The following is an 18,250-nucleotide window of genomic DNA, read 5'->3' as shown; positions in this document are numbered from 1 at the left end:
CCTGCCTCCCCGTCGACCCCACGTACGATCGGGCGATTCTATCCGCACGAATGGCCGTATCCAGTGGTCGTTTTTGATCACTGATGCGCCTTTTAAGGGCCTACGACCCGCCCATCGAGGTCTTTCGCCGGGCCTCGGGAGCCTCGCCGCCCGGCACGATGGAGAACGAGCCCGACGGGACCAGGCAGGACCCGGAAGGCCGGAACAGGGCCTCTCTGTGGGGTCGGCCGCCGCGCGATTTCCCCCTGACCGCGACGGACGACCAGCAGGCCCTGTTCTCACCGGGGGAAGCGGCTTGTCCCCCCGATGCCGCTTCCCCCGACCTGACCTTCCTCGCGGGCACGCGCCGGTCAGGCGAGCCCGCTCGTGTCGCTGTCGAGTTCGAATGGCACCGGCAGATGAGGGTGCCCATACGGTCGGCCGAAGTACAGGGCAAAGCGAAGGGCCCGGCTCATCGAGCCGGGCCCTTCGTCTACCAGCGGTAGCGGTGGGATTTGAACCCACGGTGACGGGTTACGCCACACTCGCTTTCGAGGCGAGCTCCTTCGGCCGCTCGGACACGCTACCGAGAGAGAGCTTAGACCATCCCGGGCCGTGGACAGAAATCGGTTCTGCGGAGCCACGTCTCGCCTGGTCAGAGGGAGCGGAAGAACGTCGTCAGCTGCTCCGCGCACTCCCGCTCCAGGACGCCCGCGATGACCTCCGGGCGGTGGTTCAGGCGGCGGTCGCGGATCACGTCCCAGAGGGAGCCCGCCGCGCCGGCCTTCTCGTCGCGGGCGCCGTAGACGACGCGGGCGACGCGGGACTGGACCAGGGCGCCCGCGCACATCGTGCAGGGCTCAAGGGTGACCACCAGGGTGCAGTCGTTCAGGCGCCACTCGCCCACCGCCTCGGCCGCCCGGCGCAGGGCCAGGATCTCGGCGTGCGCGGTCGGGTCGCCGGTGGCCTCGCGTTCGTTGTGGCCGGTCGCCAGCTCGCCGCCGTCGGGGCCGAGCACGACGGCGCCGACCGGCACGTCGCCGGCCGACGCCGCCCGCGCGGCCTCGGCCAGCGCGCGGCGCATCGGGGCCTGCCAGGGATCGCGTACGGGATCGGGATCCGGGGCGGGCTCGGAGGTGGGGTCGGGTGAGGGGTCCGGCGGTCGTGCGGTCACTCGCGGACCCTAGCGGACGGGGTGGGGTGGGGCGGGTGGTGGGAGAGGTGGGCGGCGGGTGGGGGTGCGGGACCTCAGCGGCCCGTGTGCCCCTCAGCGGCCCGCGGTCCCCCTCAGCGGACCGACTCCAGGACCTCCGCCGCTCCCACGGCCTCCGCGATCTCGGAAAGTGCGTCGGTCTGCAGGGTCAGCAGCTCCTTCTCGGACATCCCGAGGTCGGCCAGGACCCCGAGCTCGCCGATCGGGCCCGCCGGAACGGCGTCCGGGTCGGCGTCGTCGTCCGCGTCGGCCGCCGGGGCGGTCCGCTGCGGTTCGCCGTCCTCCGTGCCGTCGAGGTCGACGAGCTCCTCCAGGGCGGCGATCTCGTCCTCGGCCCCTGGTTCGCGGCCGAGCATTTCGTCGGTGAGCAGGATCTCCCCGTAGGAGGAGCGGGCGGCGGCGGACGCGTCCGATACGTAGATTCGGGGGTCCTCCTCACCGTCCACCCGGACGACGCCGAACCAGGCGTCCTCCTGCTCGATGTAGACCAGGACCGTGTCCTCGTCCACCGAGGCCTCCCGGGCCAGGTCCGTCAGATCGGACAGGGTCTCCACGTCGTCGAGCTCTGTATCGCTCGCTTCCCACCCGTCTTCGGTGCGCGCGAGCAGTGCGGCGAAGTACACCGTGACTCTCCCACTGGTCATAGGCGAATCGGTCCGACGGGAGGGCGAACGGTGATCCGTCCGTCCTGGGCCCCGCCCAATCGGCATCGTGGCAGAAACAAGCGCTGTGCGAGACCTCTTCGACCGTTGCGTCGGCCATCAGTTCCAGGAGTGCCTGGTCGGCCCTCACCCTGACGTGCCGATCGGTGGGGGAGTGCGCCGGTGGTACTCGCGGGGCTCGCTCGGAGATGGCCCGGCTCTCACCAGGGCTTTCGCCAGGGGATTTGGTTGATGATCCGCCCGTCGCCGTTCCGTCTGTCACCAGCGGAACGTGCGCATCCGCATTTGTTGGCGCATTCGGGCGGCCCGCGCCCGGCGTGGCTGGACCCGGTCCCGCAGCTGCTTGGCCTCATGGAGCTCACGGAGGAACTGGGCGCGTCGGCGGCGGCGGGCCGCGTCACTCTCCTGCGCGTCCTCGGCATCGCCCGTCGCGCCCTCGGCGTCGCGCCCCTCGCGCGGTCCGCGCGAGGCCGGGTCGTCCCGCAGATCCCCGTCAGCCATCGACACACCACCCCAGTGCTGGGTCCGTATGCCCCCACCTTCCCCCCGAACAGGTGGTTGATGCCAGCGCAGAGTGCCGGGCGGCGCGGTTACTGTTGACGCATGCGGATCCACGTCGTCGACCACCCGCTGGTGGCGCACAAACTCACCACGCTGCGCGACAAGCGCACCGACTCCCCGACCTTCCGGCGGCTCGCCGACGAGCTGGTCACCCTCCTCGCCTACGAGGCCACCAGGGATGTGCGTACCGAGCAGGTCGACATCGAGACCCCGGTGACCCCCACGACCGGCGTGAAGCTCTCGCACCCCCGGCCGCTGGTCGTGCCGATCCTGAGGGCCGGTCTGGGCATGCTCGACGGCATGGTCCGGCTGCTGCCGACCGCCGAAGTGGGCTTCCTCGGCATGATCCGCAACGAGGAGACGCTTCAGGCGGAGACGTACGCGACCCGGATGCCCGAGGACCTCTCCGGCCGTCAGGTCTACGTCCTCGACCCGATGCTGGCCACCGGCGGCACCCTCGTCGCGGCGATCCAGGAGCTGATCAAGCGCGGTGCCGACGATGTCACCGCCGTCGTCCTCCTCGCGGCGCCCGAGGGCGTCGAGGTGATGGAGCGCGAGCTGGCCGGGACCCCGGTCACCGTCGTCACCGCCTCCGTCGACGAGCGGCTCAACGAGAACGGCTACATCGTGCCGGGCCTCGGTGACGCGGGCGACCGGATGTACGGGACGGCCGAGTAGGGCTCGGGCCCCTTCCTTCTACGACTTCGCGCCCCGTTCCGGCGCGTACGTACGAGACCGCGAGGCCGTACGTACGCGTTGGGACGGGGCGCTTCCGTGTGCGCCGGGGCGCTCCCCCGGCGGCGGGCTTCAGCAGGAGGGGGAGGGGGCCGGGGCCGGCTTCGTCAGGGCCGTCATCGCGGCCTTGGCCTCCTTCGGCGTGCTGAAGGCCTTGAACTTCGCCCCGAGGATCAGGTCGACCTCGCCCGTCTTCCGGGCGTCCGTCTTCTGCACCGTGCCCGCCAGCTGGGTGCCGAGCACCGTGAAGCTGCCGCTCTTCGCGGCCGGGGCGCCGAGCAGCACGCCCGCGCCCGGCACCTTCTTGTCGTACTCCTTCGACGCGTTGCCCACCTCGCCGATGGTGAAACCGCGCTTCTTCAGCTCCTCGGCGGCGGCCTTGGCCAGCCCGGTGCGCGTCGTCGCGTTGTAGACGTTCACCTTGATCGAGGCAGGTTTCGGCAGCGCCTTGACCGGGGCCGCGGACGGTTTCGCGGTGGGGCAGTCGCGCTTGTGGTCGGCCGCGCTGGCGCTCTTGTCGCCGCCGGTGAACACCTCGATGAGCTGCAGAGTGCCCCAGCCGACGAGGCCGAGGACGACGACGGCTCCGATGCCCGCGAGGACCAGCCTGCGGCGGTGCCGGGGGCGGCGCATACGGGGGTAGGTGTCGCCCGTGATGCGGTACTTTCCGCCCATGCCGGGGGGAGTGAGCATGCTCATGGAGGCAGCGTAGTGCGACCCGGTGATGATGCGTACTAAATGATCAACGTAGGGCACCCGGATGAGCGTGAAAGCACCCGAAAGCCCGAATCAGGGTTTCGGGAGGCGCCTCGGAGTGCGTGGATCCCCGTGGGGGTGTGTGGTGCCCGCGGCGGAGGGCCGCCGGTCCCGGAGCGTGTCAGCCCAGGTCGAGGACGCGCGCGTGCAGGACCTGGCGCTGCTGGAGCGCGGCGCGGACGGCCCGGTGCAGACCGTCCTCCAGATAGAGGTCGCCCTGCCACTTCACGACGTGCGCGAACAGGTCCCCGTAGAACGTGGAGTCCTCGGCGAGGAGGGTCTCCAGGTCCAGCTGGCCCTTGGTGGTCACGAGCTGGTCCAGGCGAACCGGACGCGGCGCGACATCCGCCCACTGGCGGGTGGATTCCCGGCCGTGGTCGGGGTACGGCTTCCCATTTCCGATGCGCTTGAAGATCACACGGAAAGCCTACCGGTCAAGAGCCACCGGGCGCAGCCACGGAAGCTCACCGCTGGGCCGGTGCAAAGTGCGTATAGGGCTGGATAGGGCGGGATACCGGGGCAGCGAGGGAGCAGGGTATGCCCGGGGTGCTTCCGCCTGCCTGCTTCCGCCCGCCCTGCTCACGGGCTCCGGTGTCGGTGCCGGAGCCCGTGAGCCGGTGCGGTGGTCAGTCGGCCGTCACTCCGTGACGCGGCCGTGGCCCTCGCGCAGGCCGCCGCCGCTGCCGCCGCTGCCGGGCGTCCCGGTGCCGGTGTCGGGGTCGACCGGGCGGGTCAGCGAGCGCAGGTCGTGCGCGTACGTTCCGACGGCGTTGGCGATCACGTCGATGTTGGTGTCGAAGTGACCCATGTCGATGTTGTCCAGGTCGTCGCAGGCCGAGTGGTAGCAGGGGTCGTACGCGATCCCCGCCTCGCCGCCGAACACCTCGGCCTGGGCCGCCGTCTTGATGCCCTCCGCACCCGTGTCCGTACCGCCGGAGGGGATGCCGACCTCGATGAACGGACCGTAGTCCGAGCGGCCGGTGAAGTCCGTGCCCTCGTGCGGCTTGCCCTTGCCGTCGAGGAACTCGTTGATGTCCCGCTCCAGTTGGGCCGAGCCCTCCGGGCCGGGGCCCTCGCCGACCTGGTCGGAGTCGTCGCCGTCGAAGACGAACTGGACGCCGTTCGGCGAGGCGATCATGTCGAAGTTCAGGTAGAGCTTGATCTGCTCGCGCTGCTTCTCGGAGAGCGCGGCGACGTACTTCTCCGAGCCGATCAGGCCGTTCTCCTCGGCCGACCACCAGGCGAACCGCACCTTGTTGGCCGGCTTGCTCTTCGACTTCGCCAGCTTCAGGGCGACGTCCAGCAGACCGGCGGAGCCGGAGCCGTTGTCGTTGATGCCGGGGCCCTCGGTCACCGAGTCCAGGTGGGCGCCGAGCATCACGGTCCGCGCCGCGCTGCCGCCCGGCGTCTCGGCGATGACGTTGCGGGTGGGGCGGTCCTCCTGGAGCTCGCGGATCTCGAAGGAGACCGTGACCTCGCCGGCCGCGAGGTCGGCGACGAGCTTCTCGCCCTCCTCCTGGGTGAGCCCGCCGGTCGGAATCCTCCCGGGGGCGACCTCGCCGAGCGTGCCGGACAGCGCGCCCTCGACGTTGTTGTAGACGGCCGCTCCGGCCGCGCCCGCGGTGGCCGCGGCCGCGGACTTCTCGGCGAAGGAGCAGCCGCCGCGCTTGATCAGCGCGATCGCGCCGGTGAAGTCCGCGGCGGCGTAGTCGGCGGCCTCGCAGCCGGTCGTGTCGTCGACGGGTACGGCGACGAGCCGTGCCGTCAGGCCGCCTTCCTTCGTCGACGGGGTGTACGTCATGGCCTTGATCGTCACGTCGCGGGGCGTCGGCGACACCACGGCGAGCTTTTCGGCCAGCGTCTCCGTGTAGGTGAAACGGAAGTTCTCGTACGAGACCTTGTACCCGGCGCGCTGGAGCTGCCGGTAGACGTACGCGGCCGAGGCGTCGTGACCGAGCGAGCCGGCGGCGCGGTGGCCGTCGGCGGAGTCGGCTATCGCCTGGAACTGCTGGAGGTGCTTGTAGGCGTCGCGTGCGGACGCGTTCCTCACCAACTCGCGCGACAGCTTGGCCGCGTCCTTCCCGGGATCGTGCGGCGCGGGGCGTCCGGGGTGGGGGGACGCGGCCAGGAGGAGCGGTGTGGCCAGGGCGGTGGCGGCCACGACAGCCATGGCTCTGCGACGTGTTGCGTGCACAGGAGTCCTTCCGGTCTGAACGGCTGGTGCCCCGAGCCGCCGGTACGTCGAACGGCTCGGTGACTGAACGGGTGAACGGCTGAACGAATGTGCTGCGAAAGCTAGCGAGTGAGGTGACGCCTGTGAACCGGTGTGGCTGATTCCGATCGGTGGGGTGGGGGTGTCGGCCGGTTCCGGTGCATGGTCATGTCACTTTTGCGCCCCGGATGCCTGCTCCCGTGCCCGTTCTCCTCGATGTCCTACTTCTTCCGTGACGTCCCGGGTTTCTTCGCCGCCTTCGCCGCTTTGGCCGCCGCCTTGGCCTGCTGTTTGTACGCACGCACCTCGACCAGCGACTCCGGGCCCGTGATGTCGGCGACCGACCGGTGCGATCCGGCCTCCCCGTACGGGCCCGCGGCCTCCCGCCAGCCCGCTGGACGTACGCCCAACTGCTTGCCGAGGAGCGCCAGGAAGATCTGGGCCTTCTGGGCGCCGAAACCGGGCAGGGCCTTGAGGCGTTCCAGCAGGTCGTCGCCGGTCGCGGCGTTCCGCCACACCGCGCTCGCGTCGCCGCCGTACTCCGCGACCAGGTACTGGCACAGCTGTTGCACCCGCTTCGCCATCGAGCCGGGATAGCGGTGCAGGGCCGGTTTGGTGGTGAACAACTCGGTGAAGGCGTCCGGGTCGTAGGCGGCGATCCGTCCCGCGTCCAGGTCGTCGGAGCCCATGCGCTCCGCGAGGGTGTACGGACCCGTGAACGCCCACTCCATCGGGACCTGTTGGTCCAGCAGCATGCCGACCAGGGCGGCCAGCGGGCTGCGGCCCAGGAGCTCGTCCGCCTCCGGGTTCTGGGCGATGCGCAGGGTGACGGCCTTGCCGGTGTCCGTACCCGTCCCCCGGGTCCCGCCCTTGCCCCTGCCGCCGGTGTGGTCGCTGCCGTCGCCGCTCGTGGTCATGCTGCCGATCATCGCGAGCACGGCGGGCGGTGGCGACCGGGGCTGCGCCGATGGCCTCTTCCCTGTCGGCCGAAGGGAGTAACTCCCTACGTGTCGGGGCGGTCCAGCCGGTCCGCGCGTCGGCGCAGGTAGCGGGCCTCGGGTTCGCTGAGGGTGGCGTCGGCGGCCGCGCGGTAGGCGGTACGGGCGGCGTCGGGCTCCCCGGCGCGTTCCAGGAGATGGCCGCGTACGGCGTCGAGCCGGTGACTCCGCTGCCCGGCCGTACCTGCCGCACCTGCTGTCCCCGCCGCCTCCGCGAGCGCGTCGACCTCGGCCAGCCCCGCCCGGGGGCCGTGCACCATGGCCACGGCGACCGCCCGGCCCAGTGCGGCGGCGGGGTCGGGGGTGCGTCGCACGAGGAGGTCGTACAGGGCGAGGATCTGCGGCCAGTCGGTGTCCTCGGCGCGCGCCGCCTCGTCGTGCAGGGCGGCGATCGCCGCCTGGAGCTGGTAGTCCCCGGCCGGCCCCTGGGCGAGCGCCTCCTCGGTCAGGGCGGTGCCTTCGGCGATGGCCGTACGGTCCCAGCGGGCCCGGTCCTGCTGGTCGAGGGGGATCAGCTCGCCGTCCGGGCCGGTGCGCGCCGGGGCGCGTGCCTCGGTGAGGACCATCAGCGCGAGCAGCCCGGTCACCCGCCCCTCGTGGGGGAGCAGCCGGCGGACGGCGCGGGTCAGCCGGATCGCCTCGCGGGCCAGGTCCGTGCGGTGGAGGTCGGGGCCCGCGGTGGCGGTGTAGCCCTCGTTGAAGATCAGGTAGAGGACCTGGAGCACGGCGGCGAGGCGTTGGTCGCGGTCCTGCGCGTCCGGCTGCCGGAACTGCGTACCGCGCACCGCCCGCTTGGCCCGGCTGATCCGCTGCGCCATCGTCGCCTCGGGTACCAGGTGGGCGCGGGCGATCTCCGCCGTGGTGAGGCCGCCGACCGCGCGGAGGGTCAGCGCGATCTGGGCGGCGGGGGAGAGCGCGGGGTGGCAGCAGAGGAAGAGCAGGGTGAGTGTGTCGTCCTCGGAGGGGGCCCGGCCCAGGGCGGAGGGTCCCGCTCCGGAGGGGTCTTCCCCGGGCGGCGGCGCGACGAACGCGTCGGCCGGGGTGAGGGCCGCCGCCCGCTCCTCGCGCCGCCGCCGGGCCTCGTCGCTGCGCAGCCGGTCGGTGAGGCGGCGCGAGGCGACCCGGATGAGCCAGCCGCGCGGGTTGTCGGGAATCCCGTCCCGGGGCCACTGCCCGGAGGCCGCGATCAGGGCCTCCTGGACGGAGTCCTCGGCCGGGTCGAAGTGCCCGTACCGGCGCACCAGCGCGCCGAGGACCTGCGGCGCGTGGCGGCGCAGCAGGTCCTCGATGTCGTCCGTCGCTCGGCCCACCTGGACCTTTCGGTTCGGTCAGTCGTCGATCCCGCCGCCCACCGGCCGGATGAGGACCGGATAGTCGGGCGCCCCGGCCGGCTGCGGACAGCGTGCCACGCGGGCGGCGATCTCGGTCACCCTTTCCAGGCTCTCGCATTCGAGGATCCAGAACCCGGCGAGCAGCTCCTTGGTCTCGCTGTACGGCCCGTCCGAGATCACCGGCCGGCCTTCGGCGTCGACGCTGACGGCCCGGCCCTGCGCGGGCTCCGTGAGCCCGTACGCGGTCACCAGCTCGCCCGACTCGGCGAGGTCGTCGTTGATGCTGCCCATGTAGGCGAACATCTCCTGCATGGCCTTCTCGTCCCAGGCCGGGCTGCCGGCGCTTCCCTTGCCGCTCTGCGCGTCGTAGTCCGCCTGGCTGCCCTGGACCATCACCAGATACTTCATGACCGTCGCCTCCTGGTCGCTCGTGGTCGTTCGTGGTCGCTCGGTGGTCGTTCTTCCTCCTGCACAGGGGACGTCGGGGCCGATGGCGGCTTCTCGACACCACGCGCGAAGTTTTCCCGGATTTACCCGGCGGGGTGGCGTTCACCCGGCGGGGTGGGCGGAACGGGGCGTTCAGTAAAGTTCGGCTGCGCTTCGTTTCCGCTCGTTGCCCTTCGTTTTGTTGCCCTTCGTTTCCCCTCCCCACCTGACGAGGTCCCGGCCCGTGCCCCCATCGCCCTCCCCGGCCCCGCTTCCGTACCCCGTCGCCGTCGTGGGGATCGGCGCGGACGGCTGGGCCGGGCTGTCCGCGCCGGCGCGGGAGGCGCTGTGCGGGGCGGAGGTGCTGATCGGCGGGGCGCGCCAGCTGGATCTGCTGCCGCCGGAGTGCGCCGGGGCGCGGGTGGCCTGGCCGTCCCCGCTGCGGCCGGCCGTACCCCGGCTGCTGGCCGAGCACGGGGAGCACCGGATCGCGGTGCTGGCGAGCGGGGACCCGATGTTCTACGGGATCGGGCGGGCGCTCGCGGAGGAGCGGGGGCCGGAGGGGCTGCGCGTGCTGCCGCACCCGTCCTCGGTCTCGTACGCCTGCGCGCGCCTGGGCTGGCCGCTGGAGGACACGGAGGTCGTGACGCTGGTGGGCCGCCCGGCGGCGCGCCTGGCCGCCTCGCTGTACGAGGGCCGGCGGCTGCTCGTGCTGAGCGCGGACGCCGGCACCCCGGCCACGGTCGCGGCGCTGCTGACGGACCGGGGCTTCGGGCCGAGCAGGCTGCGGGTGCTGGAGCAGCTGGGCGGTGAGGACGAGGAGCACGTCGAGGGCGTCGCGGAGGCCTGGGCGCACGGGCCCGGGGACCGGCTGAACGTCGTCGCGATCGAGTGCCGGGCGTCGGCGGGGGCACTGCGGCTCGGCACGGTGCCCGGTCTGCCGGACGAGGCGTACGAGCACGACGGCCAGCTCACCAAGCGGCATATCCGGGCCGCCACCCTGGGCACGCTGGCGCCCGCGCCGGGGGAGTTGCTGTGGGACGTGGGCGGCGGATCGGGCTCGATCGCGATCGAGTGGCTGCGGGCGCACCGGTCCTGCCGGGCGGTGAGCGTGGAGCGGGATCCGGTGCGGGCCGAGCGGATCACCCGTAACGCGGAACGCCTGGGCGTCCCCGGCCTGCGGGTCGTCACCGGCCCGGCGCCCGCGACTCTGGCCGGACTCGACGCGCCCGACGCGGTGTTCATCGGCGGCGGGCTGACCGCGCCGGGCCTGCTGGACGCGTGCTGGGAGGCGCTGCGGCCGGGGGGCCGGCTGGTCGCGAACACGGTGACGCTGGAGTCGGAGGCGCTGCTGGCCGAACGGCACAAGGCGTACGGCGGAGAGCTGGTGCGGCTGTCGGTCGCGCACGCCGTACCGGTCGGCGGGTTCACGGGGTGGCGGCAGGCGATGCCGGTGACACAGTGGTCGGTGACCAAACCCTCATCTTCAGACGTACGTTCGCACATGGGAGACAGACGATGACCGTGTACTTCATCGGCGCGGGCCCCGGCGCCGCCGACCTGATCACGGTGCGCGGCGCCCGGATCCTCGCCGCCAGCCCGGTCTGCCTGTACGCGGGCAGCCTGGTCCCGGTGGAGCTGCTGGCCGAGTGCCCGGAGGAAGCCCGTCTGATCGATACGGCGGACCTCGACATCGACCGGATCACGGAGGAGCTGGTCCGGGCGCACGCGGAGGGCAACGACGTGGCACGGCTGCATTCGGGGGACCCGTCGGTGTTCAGCGCGGTGAACGAGCAGATGAAGCGCCTGGACGAGGCGGGGGTGCCGTACGAGGTCGTCCCCGGCGTGCCCGCGTTCGCCGCCGCCGCTGCCGCCCTGAACCGCGAGCTGACGGTCCCGACGGTCGGCCAGACGGTGATCCTGACCCGCGTCGCCCAGCGCGCCACGGCGATGCCGGAGGGCGAGGACCTGGCGACGCTGGGCCGCAGCGGCGCGCTGATCGTGCTGCACCTGGCGGCGCGGTACGTGGACCGCGTGGTCGGCGAACTGCTCCCGCACTACGGGGCGGACTGCCCGGCGGCGGTGGTGGCGATGGCGTCCCGCCCGGACGAGATCATCCTGCGCGGCACCCTGGACTCGATCGCCGGGCAGGTGAAGGCGGCGGGGGTGATCCGGACGGCGGTCATCATGGTGGGCCGCACGCTGGGCGCGGAGCAGTTCCGGGACAGCCACCTGTACTCCCCGGAGCGGGACCGGCACGTGTGCTGACGGGGGCGGGCGAGGACGGCGTACGCGGCACACGCTGTTCGACGACTTCTGCGACGCCGAGCATCCCGAGCACTATCTCGGGACCGGTCTGCGCAGTGAGGAAGAGGCTGTTCTCCTCCGGGAGCTGGACCGAGCGCTGGCCGTTGCCGAGGATCAGGCTCCGGGGGATTCCGACGCGGAGATACTGCGCGTCGAGGGGTGGGGGGGGGACGTGGTGGCCGTGGCCGGGAGGCCGGCGCAGGTCATGGTCGCCAACGACCTCGGCGAGATCCTTGCGCTGGATGAGGCGCGGGGTGCCGCCGAGGCGTGAGCCGACGGTGGCAGTGGAGAGTTCCGGCGTACAAGGGTGTGCCCGGGGCCACACTGTGGCTCCCGGGCACCGTTGTGCGCTTCGTGCTGCGCGTCAGCCCTTGATCTCGATCTCGCCGTTCGCCGCAGAAGCGGAAGCGGAATCGGACGCGGACGCGTCCGGCGTGGTGGCCGGGGCCGGGACCGTCGTCGTCCGGTTCTTCAGGTTCTCCAGGAGGGACGCGAGGTCCACGCCCGTCGTCGAGCTGAGCAGTTCCATGCCCTGCGAGACGTTGTCGGTGACCGTGCGGGCCAGCTGGCTCGCACCGTCCGTGGAGATGACCGTCATCTTGTCGATGGCGCTCAGCGGCTCCGAGGCCTTCGCCACGACGCTCGGGAGGACCTCCACCAGCATCTGGAGGACGGCCGCGTCGCCGTACTGCGCGAACGCGTCGGCCTTCTTCTGCATGGCCTCGGCCTCGGCCGAACCCTTGGCGGCGATGGACGCGGCCTCCGCCTCGCCCTCGATGCGGACCGCGTCGGCCAGGGCCGAACGGTGCAGCTTCTCACCCTCACCGGTCAGGCGCGAGCGCTCCGCGTCGGCCTCGGCCTCCTTGACCAGGGCGATGCGGCGGGCCTCCGCCTCCTGCTCGGCCTGGTAGCGGGCCGCGTCGGCGGGCTTACGGACCTTCGTGTCCAGCTCGCGGTCGGTCAGGGCCGCCTGGCGCTCGGCCACCTTCTCCTGCTCGCTGAGGACTTCCTGCTGGCGGGCGGCTTCGGCGAGCGGACCGGCGGCGTTGGCCTTGGCGGCCGCGGCTTCCGTCTCGGCCTTGATCTCGGCCTGCTTCAGGTAGTACGTCCGCTCGGCGATGGCGATCTCCTCGGCCGCCTTCAGCCGGGCCTGCTCCGAGGCCCGCTTCGCGATGGCCTCGGCGATGTCCGCCTCCTGCTTGGCGCGGGCGGCCTCCGGGCGGCCGAGGTCCTCCAGGTAGGAGCCCTCGGTGGTGATGTCCTGGATCTGGAAGGCGTCCAGGATCAGGCCCTGGCCGGAGAGGCTGGCCTCGGCCTCCTCCGCGACCTGGCCGGCGAACGCGGCCCGGTCCCGGATGATGTCCTCGACCGACATCCGGCCGACGATCGCGCGCAGCGCGCCGGAGAGCACTTCCTGGGTGAAGCCGACGATGCCGTCCTGCTGCTGGAGGAAGCGCTGGGCCGCGGCCCGGATCGCGTCCTCGCTGCCGCCGACCTTGACGATCGCGACGCCTTCGAGGTTCGACTTGACGCCGCGCAGCGTCACCGCGCCGCGGACGGCGACCGGGATGTGCCGGCTGGACAGGTCCAGGGTGAACTTCTGCTGGACGAACGGCACGACGAAGACGCCGCCGCCCACGACGACCTTCTGGCCGCTGTTGTCGATGCTGATACGTCCGGTGACCGGGTCCGTCGACTTCTTGCCGCGGCGGCCGGTGATGATGAACGCCTCGCTGGGGCCGGCCACCTTGTAGCGCGTGATGACGACGAGGCCGAGCAGAACGAGGAGTACGACGATGCCGATGACGGCGATGACTACTGGACTCATGAGGTTTGTCCCCCCTGCCTCCCTTGGGGGACGGCAGATCGTTGTGGAGCGGGCCGTGCTGTGGAGTTGATCGCGGTGGGGTGCGGTGGAGCCCGCGTCGGACGGTCGGGCGGGTGGGGCGGGTCTGCCTGTGGAGCGTGGTCAGCGCTCCACGGGGCGTACCGCGACCGATGTGGTCGACAGCGCCTCTTCCACCCAGATCTCGGTCCCGCGCGCCACGGGCGTCGCCGACTTGGCCGCGTACTTCACGGGCTGGTCGCCCAGCCGCAGCAGCACCTCGCCGTAACCCCCGGCCGGAATGGCCGTGACCACGGAACCCGAGGTGCCGACCAGGTCGGAGTCGCGCGGCGTGGCGTGCGTCTGGTCGCGCATCAGGGCCTTGCTGAGTTTCCAGGTCAGCCAGCCCGCCACCAGGCCGGCACCGACGCCGACGACGGTGGCCACGAACGTTCCCGCGCCGGTCGAGCCGAGCACGATCGCTCCGCCGAAGCCGAGCATCGAGATGAATCCGGCGATCACCGGGAGCGAGAGCAGCCCGTCGAAGAGGCCGTCCACCACACCGTCGAAGAGGCCTTCGAGGACCCCGCCGAAGATCAGGGAGAGCGCGAGCAACACGATCCCCGCAATGCCGAGACCGAGAAAGAAGGTCACGCGATCACTCCCCTGTTCGTCGACTTCCCCCGAGTGTTTTCCGTCGATCTGGCTGGATGATCCCATACACGCCTGGGATCGGTCACTGCCGGGATCCGGCAATCTTTATGCGCCTTTGATGCCGGACAGACGGTTCGTGAGGGTGTCGAGTGACTGGAAGGTCGCCCCGAGCAACGCCACGTGCTTCCAGCGCAGGACCCCGTCCGGGCCGACGAGGAAGACCGCCCGTCGCACTCCGATGCCCGGGGCGGAGACCCCGTACGCCTTGGCGATCTCCCGGCCCTCGTCGGCCAGCAGCGGCATCCGCAGGCCGAAGGCCCGCGCGAACGACTCGTGGCTGTCCACACCCTGTGGACTGATTCCCCAGACGTCGGCGTCCAGGCCCTCGAAGGCCTCCATGCCCGAGGAGTACGAGCACAGCTGCTTCGTGCAGACCGTGGTGTTGTCCCCCGGATAGAACGCCAGGACCACGGACCGGCCGCGGGCGGACGACAGCCGGTAGCCGGAGCGTTCGAAGGTGTCGCCCGAGGCGGACAGGGCTCCGCCGGGGAGGCTGAAGTCCGTGCCAAGCTGCCGAGTTGAGGTCCTGATGCCATGGTGGGCTCCTTCGGTGTCGTAGAGGGGGATGCCGCGGACGGCGCGGATGGTTCCGTGGCCGTGACCGTACAGTGGACGGCACTTCACCCATCCGGAGCGGCCGCGGCGCCGAATACGGGGAGAGGGGCCGCACCGCGCCCCGCACCCGGACCTGGAGGTACGCGTGGCCCAGCGATCGCCGTCGGCAGCGGTTCTCGTGCTGCACGGAGGGCGCGAGACCGGTACGGAGCCTCCGCCGCCGGGGCTCCTCAATCTGCCCGGCACCCGGATGCGCCCCTTCGTCCGGGCCGTCGGCCGGGCCGCCGGAGGGAACGTGCTCGTGACGCCGGTGCGGTACGCCCACCGGGGCTGGAACGGCGACCGCGCGGACCCGCACCACGACGCCGTGACCGCCCTCGACGCGCTGCGGGAGGAAGCGGGCGACGACCTGCCGGTGGTGCTCCTGGGCCACTCCATGGGGGCGCGCGCCGCCCTCCGCGCCGCCGGGCACCCCCTCGTGCGGGCCGTCGTCGGGCTCGCCCCCTGGTGCCCGGCGGAGGACCCGGTCGCCCAGCTCGCGGGCCGTGACGTCGTCCTCGTGCACAGCGACCGGGACCGGCTGACCAGTCCCCGGGCCACCCGGTCCCTCACCGCCCGGGCCCGTCGCGCCGGAGCCCGTACGTGCATGGTCACCGTCCGGGGCGGCGACCACGCCATGCTCCGCCGGGCCCCTGCCTGGCACCGGCTCGCCACCGGGCTGGTCATCGGGCTGCTGGGTTCCGGCAGTCTGCCGGGCCCGGTCGGTGCGGCCCTCGCCCTGCCGCCCACCGCCGGGGCCACCGAGGGCACCCTCGATCTGGACCTCGATCTGGGCCCCGGTCCGGGGCCGGATCCCGGGCGGTTCCGGGCCCGGACGCGCTCCCGGGCGTACTGACCCGGAGGGACCCGCCCGCCGTCCTGCGGATGCGGTACGGGAAGGCGCACCCGACGATGGAGGCCCGGGAGCCGACGAGCGGTGGGAGGCATGCTCTTGCAGGCCGAGACGTGCGACGACGGCATGCCCTCGTTCTTCGACCCGAAGACGGTCGCGGCCCTGTTCGACGGCCATCCCGCCGCCGTCGCGGTGCTCGACCACGAACTCCGCTACACCTACGTCAACCCCGCCCTCGAACGGCTCAACGGACTCTCTGCCGCCGCCCACATCGGGCGGACCTTCTCCCAGGTGCTGCCCGGGCTGCACGGCCAGGCCGCCGCCCTGCGCGACGTGCTGACCGACGGCACGCCCCGGGAGGTGACGGTCAGCGGGCGGACCTGGGCCCCGACCGAGGAGGAGCAGCAGCTCTGGCGGGCCACCTACCACCGGCTCGACGCGGAGGAGGAGGGCTGCGGGCTGATGGCGATCATCGTCGAGATCACCGACATCGCCCGGCAGCGGGAGGAGCTGAAGCAGGCCCGCGGCCATGTCGCCCTGCTCTCCACCGCCGCCCTCCGGATCGGCACCACGCTCGACATGGACACCACCTGCCGGGAGCTGGCCGACTTCGTGGTGCCCGACTTCGCCGACGTCGCGGTGGTCGACGTGTTCCCGGCCGAGGTGGGGCACGCCGTACGCCGTCCGGCCCCCGATGTCGCACGACTGCGGCGGGCCGCGCTGCGGGGCCACGGCGAACTCGACGCGCAGGTGCAGCGGTTCGGCCACCCCGGCGAGTACATCGACTTCGCCGCGGACTCGGCGGTGACCCGCTGCCTGACGCGGAACGAGCCGGTCATCGACGACTGGGAGAACGACCGGCGCGGACGCAGCGCCCGCACCGCCGACCGGATCGCCGCCTCCCGGTCGCTCGGACTGCGCCATGCGCTCGTCGTCCCGCTCACCGCCCGGAGCCGGCCGCTCGGCACGCTCAGCCTGGTCCGGACGGAGGGCTCCCCCGCCTTCGGCGACCAGGACGTGGCCGTCGCCCGCGAGCTCGCCTTCCGGGCGGCCATCGACCTCGACCACGCGCGCCGCTACGACCACGAGCACAGCATCGCCCGCGAACTCCAGCGCTCCCTGCTCTCCGAGCCCTGGGGGCCGCGCCCGCACGTCGAGATCGCCACCCGCTACCGCCCCGCCGACGAGGGCGTCCTGGTCGGCGGGGACTGGTTCGACGTCGTACCGCTGAAGGACGGCCGGCACCTCAAGGCGATGGGCGACGTGATGGGGCACGGCGTGGAGGCGGCCGTCGCGATGAGTCAGTACCGCTCGCTGCTGCGGCTGCTGGCGCAGGAGGACCTGCCGCCGCACCGGATCCTGGAGCAGCTCGACACCATGGTGGAGCGGTCCGGCCTGGACCGGGCGGCGACCTGTCTGCTCGCCGTCGTCGACCGATTCGGCGGGGTGTGCGAGGTGGCCAGCGCGGGCCATCTGCCCCCGGTCTTCATCGACCCGGGCGCCGCGGCCCGGGTGGTGCCGGTGCCGGTGGGGCCGCCGCTCGGCACCGGGTTCGGCGGGTACCGGACGGCCTCCGTCCCCTGCGGGCCCGGGACGGTGCTGTTCATGTACACCGACGGTCTGGTGGAGCGGCGGGGCGAGGACATCGACGTCTCCGTGCAGCGGCTCGCGTCGCTGACCATGCCGCCGGGCGGACGCCTGGAGGACCTGCTGGACCAGGTTCTGGACCGGTTCGGCGAGGACGCGGAGGACGACATCGCCGTCCTCGCGTCCCGGGTCCGCGAGGGGCCGCCGGTGGTGCGGCCGACACCGGCGGAGTGACGGCCGCCGTTTCCCTCTCCCCTGCCCCGGGCCCCGGCTTCAGCCCAGTTCCAGGCTGGTGATGCCGTACAGGCCCGTCCGGTCGACGGCCGGTTCCGGGCCGCTGTACATGCGCGCCGTGTCGAACGACGGGGTCAGGCCCAGCTCCCCGGCCAGCCGTACCGCCGCCGGGTTGACGTCGGGTACGTCGATGGCGACGGCGGTGTCCGGTGCGGTCGCCGCCAGCGCGCTGACCAGGGACGCCGCCACGGCCGGGGAGGCGGCGTACAGCGGGCCGATCCGGGAGGCCGCACGGCAGGCCCGCAGCACCCCGAGGCCCTGGAGCTCCCCGTCCCGGACCGCCGCGAGGGCGGTGCGGCCGGGGGCGGTGATCCAGGCGGCCAGAAAGGTGTCACGGGCGGCCGGGAAGTACCGCCGGTCGTAGGAGGCGAGCAGGTCGAACGGCACGCTCCGGGCGTCGATCAGGGTGGTGCCCGGCGGCGGCGCGACGTCCGGCGGGGGCGTGCCCTCGTACCGGGCGTTGCTCCAGCAGGTGCGGAAGCCGGAGCGGCGGTAGTTGTCCTGCTGGGCGGGCACCCCGTCGAGGCCGACCGTGCGGCCGGCGAGGCGCGCCGTGCCGGCCTGCCAGGTCCGCAGCCCGTATCCCTGTCCGCGCAGGTGGGGGCGGGTCAGATAGAAGCCGAGGAAGCCGTAGGCGCTGCCGTGGCGGACGACGGAGACGCAGGTGACCGGCTCGCCGTCGAGCCGGCCGAACAGGAAGCCGCCGGGGTCGGTCGCGAAGAACACCCCGCCGTCGTGCAGGCCGGGGTTCCAGCCCTCCTCGTGGGCCCACGCGCCCAGCGTCACGATGTCCTCGGCGCGGGCGACGGTGATCTCGAATGGGTTCGGCACGGCACCTTCGTACCCCGGCCGGGCACCGTTCAGTGGCCGGGAGCAGGGTGATTTCCGGCCTTTCGGGCGGGCTGCCGAGGAGGGGCCCGCTCAGGCGGCCTCCGGGGTCTCCCGCTTCCGGCCGCGCAGCTGCCGCAGGACGAGGGCGGCCGAGGTGATCAGCGGCAGCACCCCCGCCACCGCGTCGGCGGTGTTGAGCTTGTCGTGCGTGCCCTTGGCCCGGCGGACCTGCTTGGACGCCCTGATGACCGCGAGCGCGCTGCTGCCCAGGCTCAGGACGAGCCCGGCCTTGCTGCCGCGCAGGCCCTTGGCGGGCCTCGCGGAACGGTTCTTCGCCATCGGGGACACCTCCAGCCGGTGGGGCCCGTCCGT

At 72.6% G+C, this 18,250-nt stretch carries 19 protein-coding genes, 1 tRNA gene and 1 pseudogene; 6 read left to right on the top strand and 15 right to left on the bottom strand.

Annotated elements, in window-relative coordinates:
• Positions 1-479 precede the first annotated feature (479 nt).
• From IE145_RS03765 to IE145_RS03750, 4 genes are all read right to left on the bottom strand, one after another.
• Positions 480-567: transfer RNA gene (locus tag IE145_RS03765), tRNA-Ser, on the bottom strand.
• Between the two features lie 67 nt (positions 568-634).
• Complete coding sequence (tadA, locus tag IE145_RS03760) at positions 635-1,063, bottom strand: tRNA adenosine(34) deaminase TadA (protein ID WP_189519259.1); 429 nt, start codon at positions 1,061-1,063, stop codon at positions 635-637.
• A 203-nt stretch (positions 1,064-1,266) separates the two neighbouring features.
• Positions 1,267-1,815, bottom strand: a complete 549-nt coding sequence (locus IE145_RS03755) for a tRNA adenosine deaminase-associated protein (protein WP_189519256.1) — start codon at positions 1,813-1,815, stop codon at positions 1,267-1,269.
• 297 nt (positions 1,816-2,112) lie between these two features.
• A complete protein-coding gene (locus tag IE145_RS03750; protein WP_189518791.1) occupies positions 2,113-2,355 on the bottom strand; it encodes a hypothetical protein in 243 nt (80 codons plus the stop codon).
• A gap of 102 nt (positions 2,356-2,457) precedes the next feature.
• On the opposite strand from IE145_RS03750, the gene upp reads away from it, so the two are divergent.
• A complete protein-coding gene (gene upp / locus IE145_RS03745; RefSeq protein WP_006126141.1) occupies positions 2,458-3,093 on the top strand; it encodes a uracil phosphoribosyltransferase in 636 nt (211 codons plus the stop codon).
• Between the two features lie 129 nt (positions 3,094-3,222).
• Here upp and IE145_RS03740 read toward each other — a convergent pair whose 3' ends face one another.
• The 6 genes from IE145_RS03740 to IE145_RS03715 form a co-directional block, all read right to left on the bottom strand.
• Positions 3,223-3,825, bottom strand: coding sequence for a LytR C-terminal domain-containing protein (locus tag IE145_RS03740; protein WP_189519254.1), 603 nt, complete (start codon positions 3,823-3,825; stop codon positions 3,223-3,225).
• Between the two features lie 202 nt (positions 3,826-4,027).
• A complete protein-coding gene (locus IE145_RS03735; RefSeq protein ID WP_003967677.1) occupies positions 4,028-4,324 on the bottom strand; it encodes a type II toxin-antitoxin system VapB family antitoxin in 297 nt (98 codons plus the stop codon).
• A gap of 219 nt (positions 4,325-4,543) precedes the next feature.
• The gene (locus tag IE145_RS03730) at positions 4,544-6,076 is read right to left on the bottom strand and encodes a M28 family metallopeptidase (RefSeq protein WP_189518789.1); all 1,533 of its coding nucleotides are present in this window, start codon (positions 6,074-6,076) and stop codon (positions 4,544-4,546) included.
• Between the two features lie 263 nt (positions 6,077-6,339).
• Positions 6,340-7,035: an HhH-GPD-type base excision DNA repair protein gene (locus IE145_RS03725; RefSeq protein ID WP_229825293.1), complete on the bottom strand. Its 696-nt coding sequence runs from the start codon at positions 7,033-7,035 to the stop codon at positions 6,340-6,342.
• Positions 7,036-7,121: 86 nt separating this feature from the next.
• Positions 7,122-8,426: an RNA polymerase sigma factor gene (locus IE145_RS03720; protein WP_189518787.1), complete on the bottom strand. Its 1,305-nt coding sequence runs from the start codon at positions 8,424-8,426 to the stop codon at positions 7,122-7,124.
• A gap of 18 nt (positions 8,427-8,444) precedes the next feature.
• Entirely contained in the window at positions 8,445-8,855 is a 411-nt protein-coding gene (locus IE145_RS03715) for a YciI family protein (RefSeq protein WP_189518785.1), read from the bottom strand.
• A 262-nt stretch (positions 8,856-9,117) separates the two neighbouring features.
• Between IE145_RS03715 and cbiE the strand changes: the two genes are divergently transcribed.
• Genes cbiE through IE145_RS34085 form a run of 3 tightly spaced genes read left to right on the top strand, consistent with a single transcriptional unit; the run spans position 9,118 to position 11,451 of the window.
• Complete coding sequence (gene cbiE / locus IE145_RS03710; protein WP_189518783.1) at positions 9,118-10,395, top strand: precorrin-6y C5,15-methyltransferase (decarboxylating) subunit CbiE; 1,278 nt, start codon at positions 9,118-9,120, stop codon at positions 10,393-10,395.
• Complete coding sequence (gene cobM / locus IE145_RS03705; RefSeq protein WP_189518782.1) at positions 10,392-11,141, top strand: precorrin-4 C(11)-methyltransferase; 750 nt, start codon at positions 10,392-10,394, stop codon at positions 11,139-11,141. Before cbiE ends, cobM begins: the two co-directional genes overlap by 4 nt.
• A 34-nt stretch (positions 11,142-11,175) precedes the next feature.
• Entirely contained in the window at positions 11,176-11,451 is a 276-nt protein-coding gene (locus tag IE145_RS34085; RefSeq protein ID WP_444545671.1) for an SCO4402 family protein, read from the top strand.
• A gap of 93 nt (positions 11,452-11,544) precedes the next feature.
• On the opposite strand, the gene IE145_RS03695 is transcribed toward IE145_RS34085, so the two are convergent.
• The 3 genes and pseudogenes from IE145_RS03695 to IE145_RS03685 form a co-directional block, all read right to left on the bottom strand.
• Positions 11,545-13,008, bottom strand: coding sequence for a flotillin family protein (locus tag IE145_RS03695; RefSeq protein WP_189518780.1), 1,464 nt, complete (start codon positions 13,006-13,008; stop codon positions 11,545-11,547).
• A gap of 141 nt (positions 13,009-13,149) precedes the next feature.
• Positions 13,150-13,659 (bottom strand): NfeD C-terminal domain-containing protein, encoded by a 510-nt coding sequence (locus tag IE145_RS03690; RefSeq protein ID WP_189518778.1) that lies wholly within the window; start codon positions 13,657-13,659, stop codon positions 13,150-13,152.
• Positions 13,660-13,764: 105 nt separating this feature from the next.
• A pseudogene (locus tag IE145_RS03685) lies at positions 13,765-14,255 on the bottom strand (peroxiredoxin).
• 164 nt (positions 14,256-14,419) lie between these two features.
• Here IE145_RS03685 and IE145_RS03680 point away from each other — a divergent pair.
• Together IE145_RS03680 and IE145_RS03675 are read left to right on the top strand one after the other, a co-directional pair.
• The gene (locus tag IE145_RS03680; RefSeq protein WP_189518776.1) at positions 14,420-15,169 is read left to right on the top strand and encodes an alpha/beta fold hydrolase; all 750 of its coding nucleotides are present in this window, start codon (positions 14,420-14,422) and stop codon (positions 15,167-15,169) included.
• A 90-nt stretch (positions 15,170-15,259) separates the two neighbouring features.
• Positions 15,260-16,987 (top strand): SpoIIE family protein phosphatase, encoded by a 1,728-nt coding sequence (locus IE145_RS03675; RefSeq protein WP_189518774.1) that lies wholly within the window; start codon positions 15,260-15,262, stop codon positions 16,985-16,987.
• Positions 16,988-17,026: 39 nt separating this feature from the next.
• Here the strand turns inward: IE145_RS03675 and IE145_RS03670 are convergent, their stop codons facing one another.
• Positions 17,027-17,878, bottom strand: coding sequence for a GNAT family N-acetyltransferase (locus tag IE145_RS03670; RefSeq protein ID WP_189518772.1), 852 nt, complete (start codon positions 17,876-17,878; stop codon positions 17,027-17,029).
• 90 nt (positions 17,879-17,968) lie between these two features.
• A complete protein-coding gene (locus IE145_RS03665; protein WP_189518770.1) occupies positions 17,969-18,217 on the bottom strand; it encodes a hypothetical protein in 249 nt (82 codons plus the stop codon).
• Between the last annotated feature and the right edge of the window lie 33 nt (positions 18,218-18,250).

It is taken from the genome of Streptomyces sindenensis, from assembly GCF_014649035.1.
Taxonomy (GTDB): Bacteria; Actinomycetota; Actinomycetes; order Streptomycetales; family Streptomycetaceae; genus Streptomyces; species Streptomyces sindenensis.
Note: the sequence above shows the minus strand (reverse complement) of the source record. Positions and strands in the feature narration are given on the sequence as shown.

Coding starts and splice junctions, on each gene's coding strand:
- IE145_RS03725 (WP_229825293.1), bottom strand. CDS start 7,035: ATGACCACGAGCGGCGACGGCAGCGACCACACCGGCGGCAGGGGCAAG.
- upp (WP_006126141.1), top strand. CDS start 2,458: ATGCGGATCCACGTCGTCGACCACCCGCTGGTGGCGCACAAACTCACC.
- IE145_RS03750 (WP_189518791.1), bottom strand. CDS start 2,355: ATGGCTGACGGGGATCTGCGGGACGACCCGGCCTCGCGCGGACCGCGC.
- IE145_RS03695 (WP_189518780.1), bottom strand. CDS start 13,008: ATGAGTCCAGTAGTCATCGCCGTCATCGGCATCGTCGTACTCCTCGTT.
- tadA (WP_189519259.1), bottom strand. CDS start 1,063: ATGCGCCGCGCGCTGGCCGAGGCCGCGCGGGCGGCGTCGGCCGGCGAC.
- IE145_RS03665 (WP_189518770.1), bottom strand. CDS start 18,217: ATGGCGAAGAACCGTTCCGCGAGGCCCGCCAAGGGCCTGCGCGGCAGC.
- IE145_RS03740 (WP_189519254.1), bottom strand. CDS start 3,825: ATGGGCGGAAAGTACCGCATCACGGGCGACACCTACCCCCGTATGCGC.
- cobM (WP_189518782.1), top strand. CDS start 10,392: ATGACCGTGTACTTCATCGGCGCGGGCCCCGGCGCCGCCGACCTGATC.
- IE145_RS03730 (WP_189518789.1), bottom strand. CDS start 6,076: ATGGCTGTCGTGGCCGCCACCGCCCTGGCCACACCGCTCCTCCTGGCC.
- IE145_RS03675 (WP_189518774.1), top strand. CDS start 15,260: ATGCTCTTGCAGGCCGAGACGTGCGACGACGGCATGCCCTCGTTCTTC.
- IE145_RS03715 (WP_189518785.1), bottom strand. CDS start 8,855: ATGAAGTATCTGGTGATGGTCCAGGGCAGCCAGGCGGACTACGACGCG.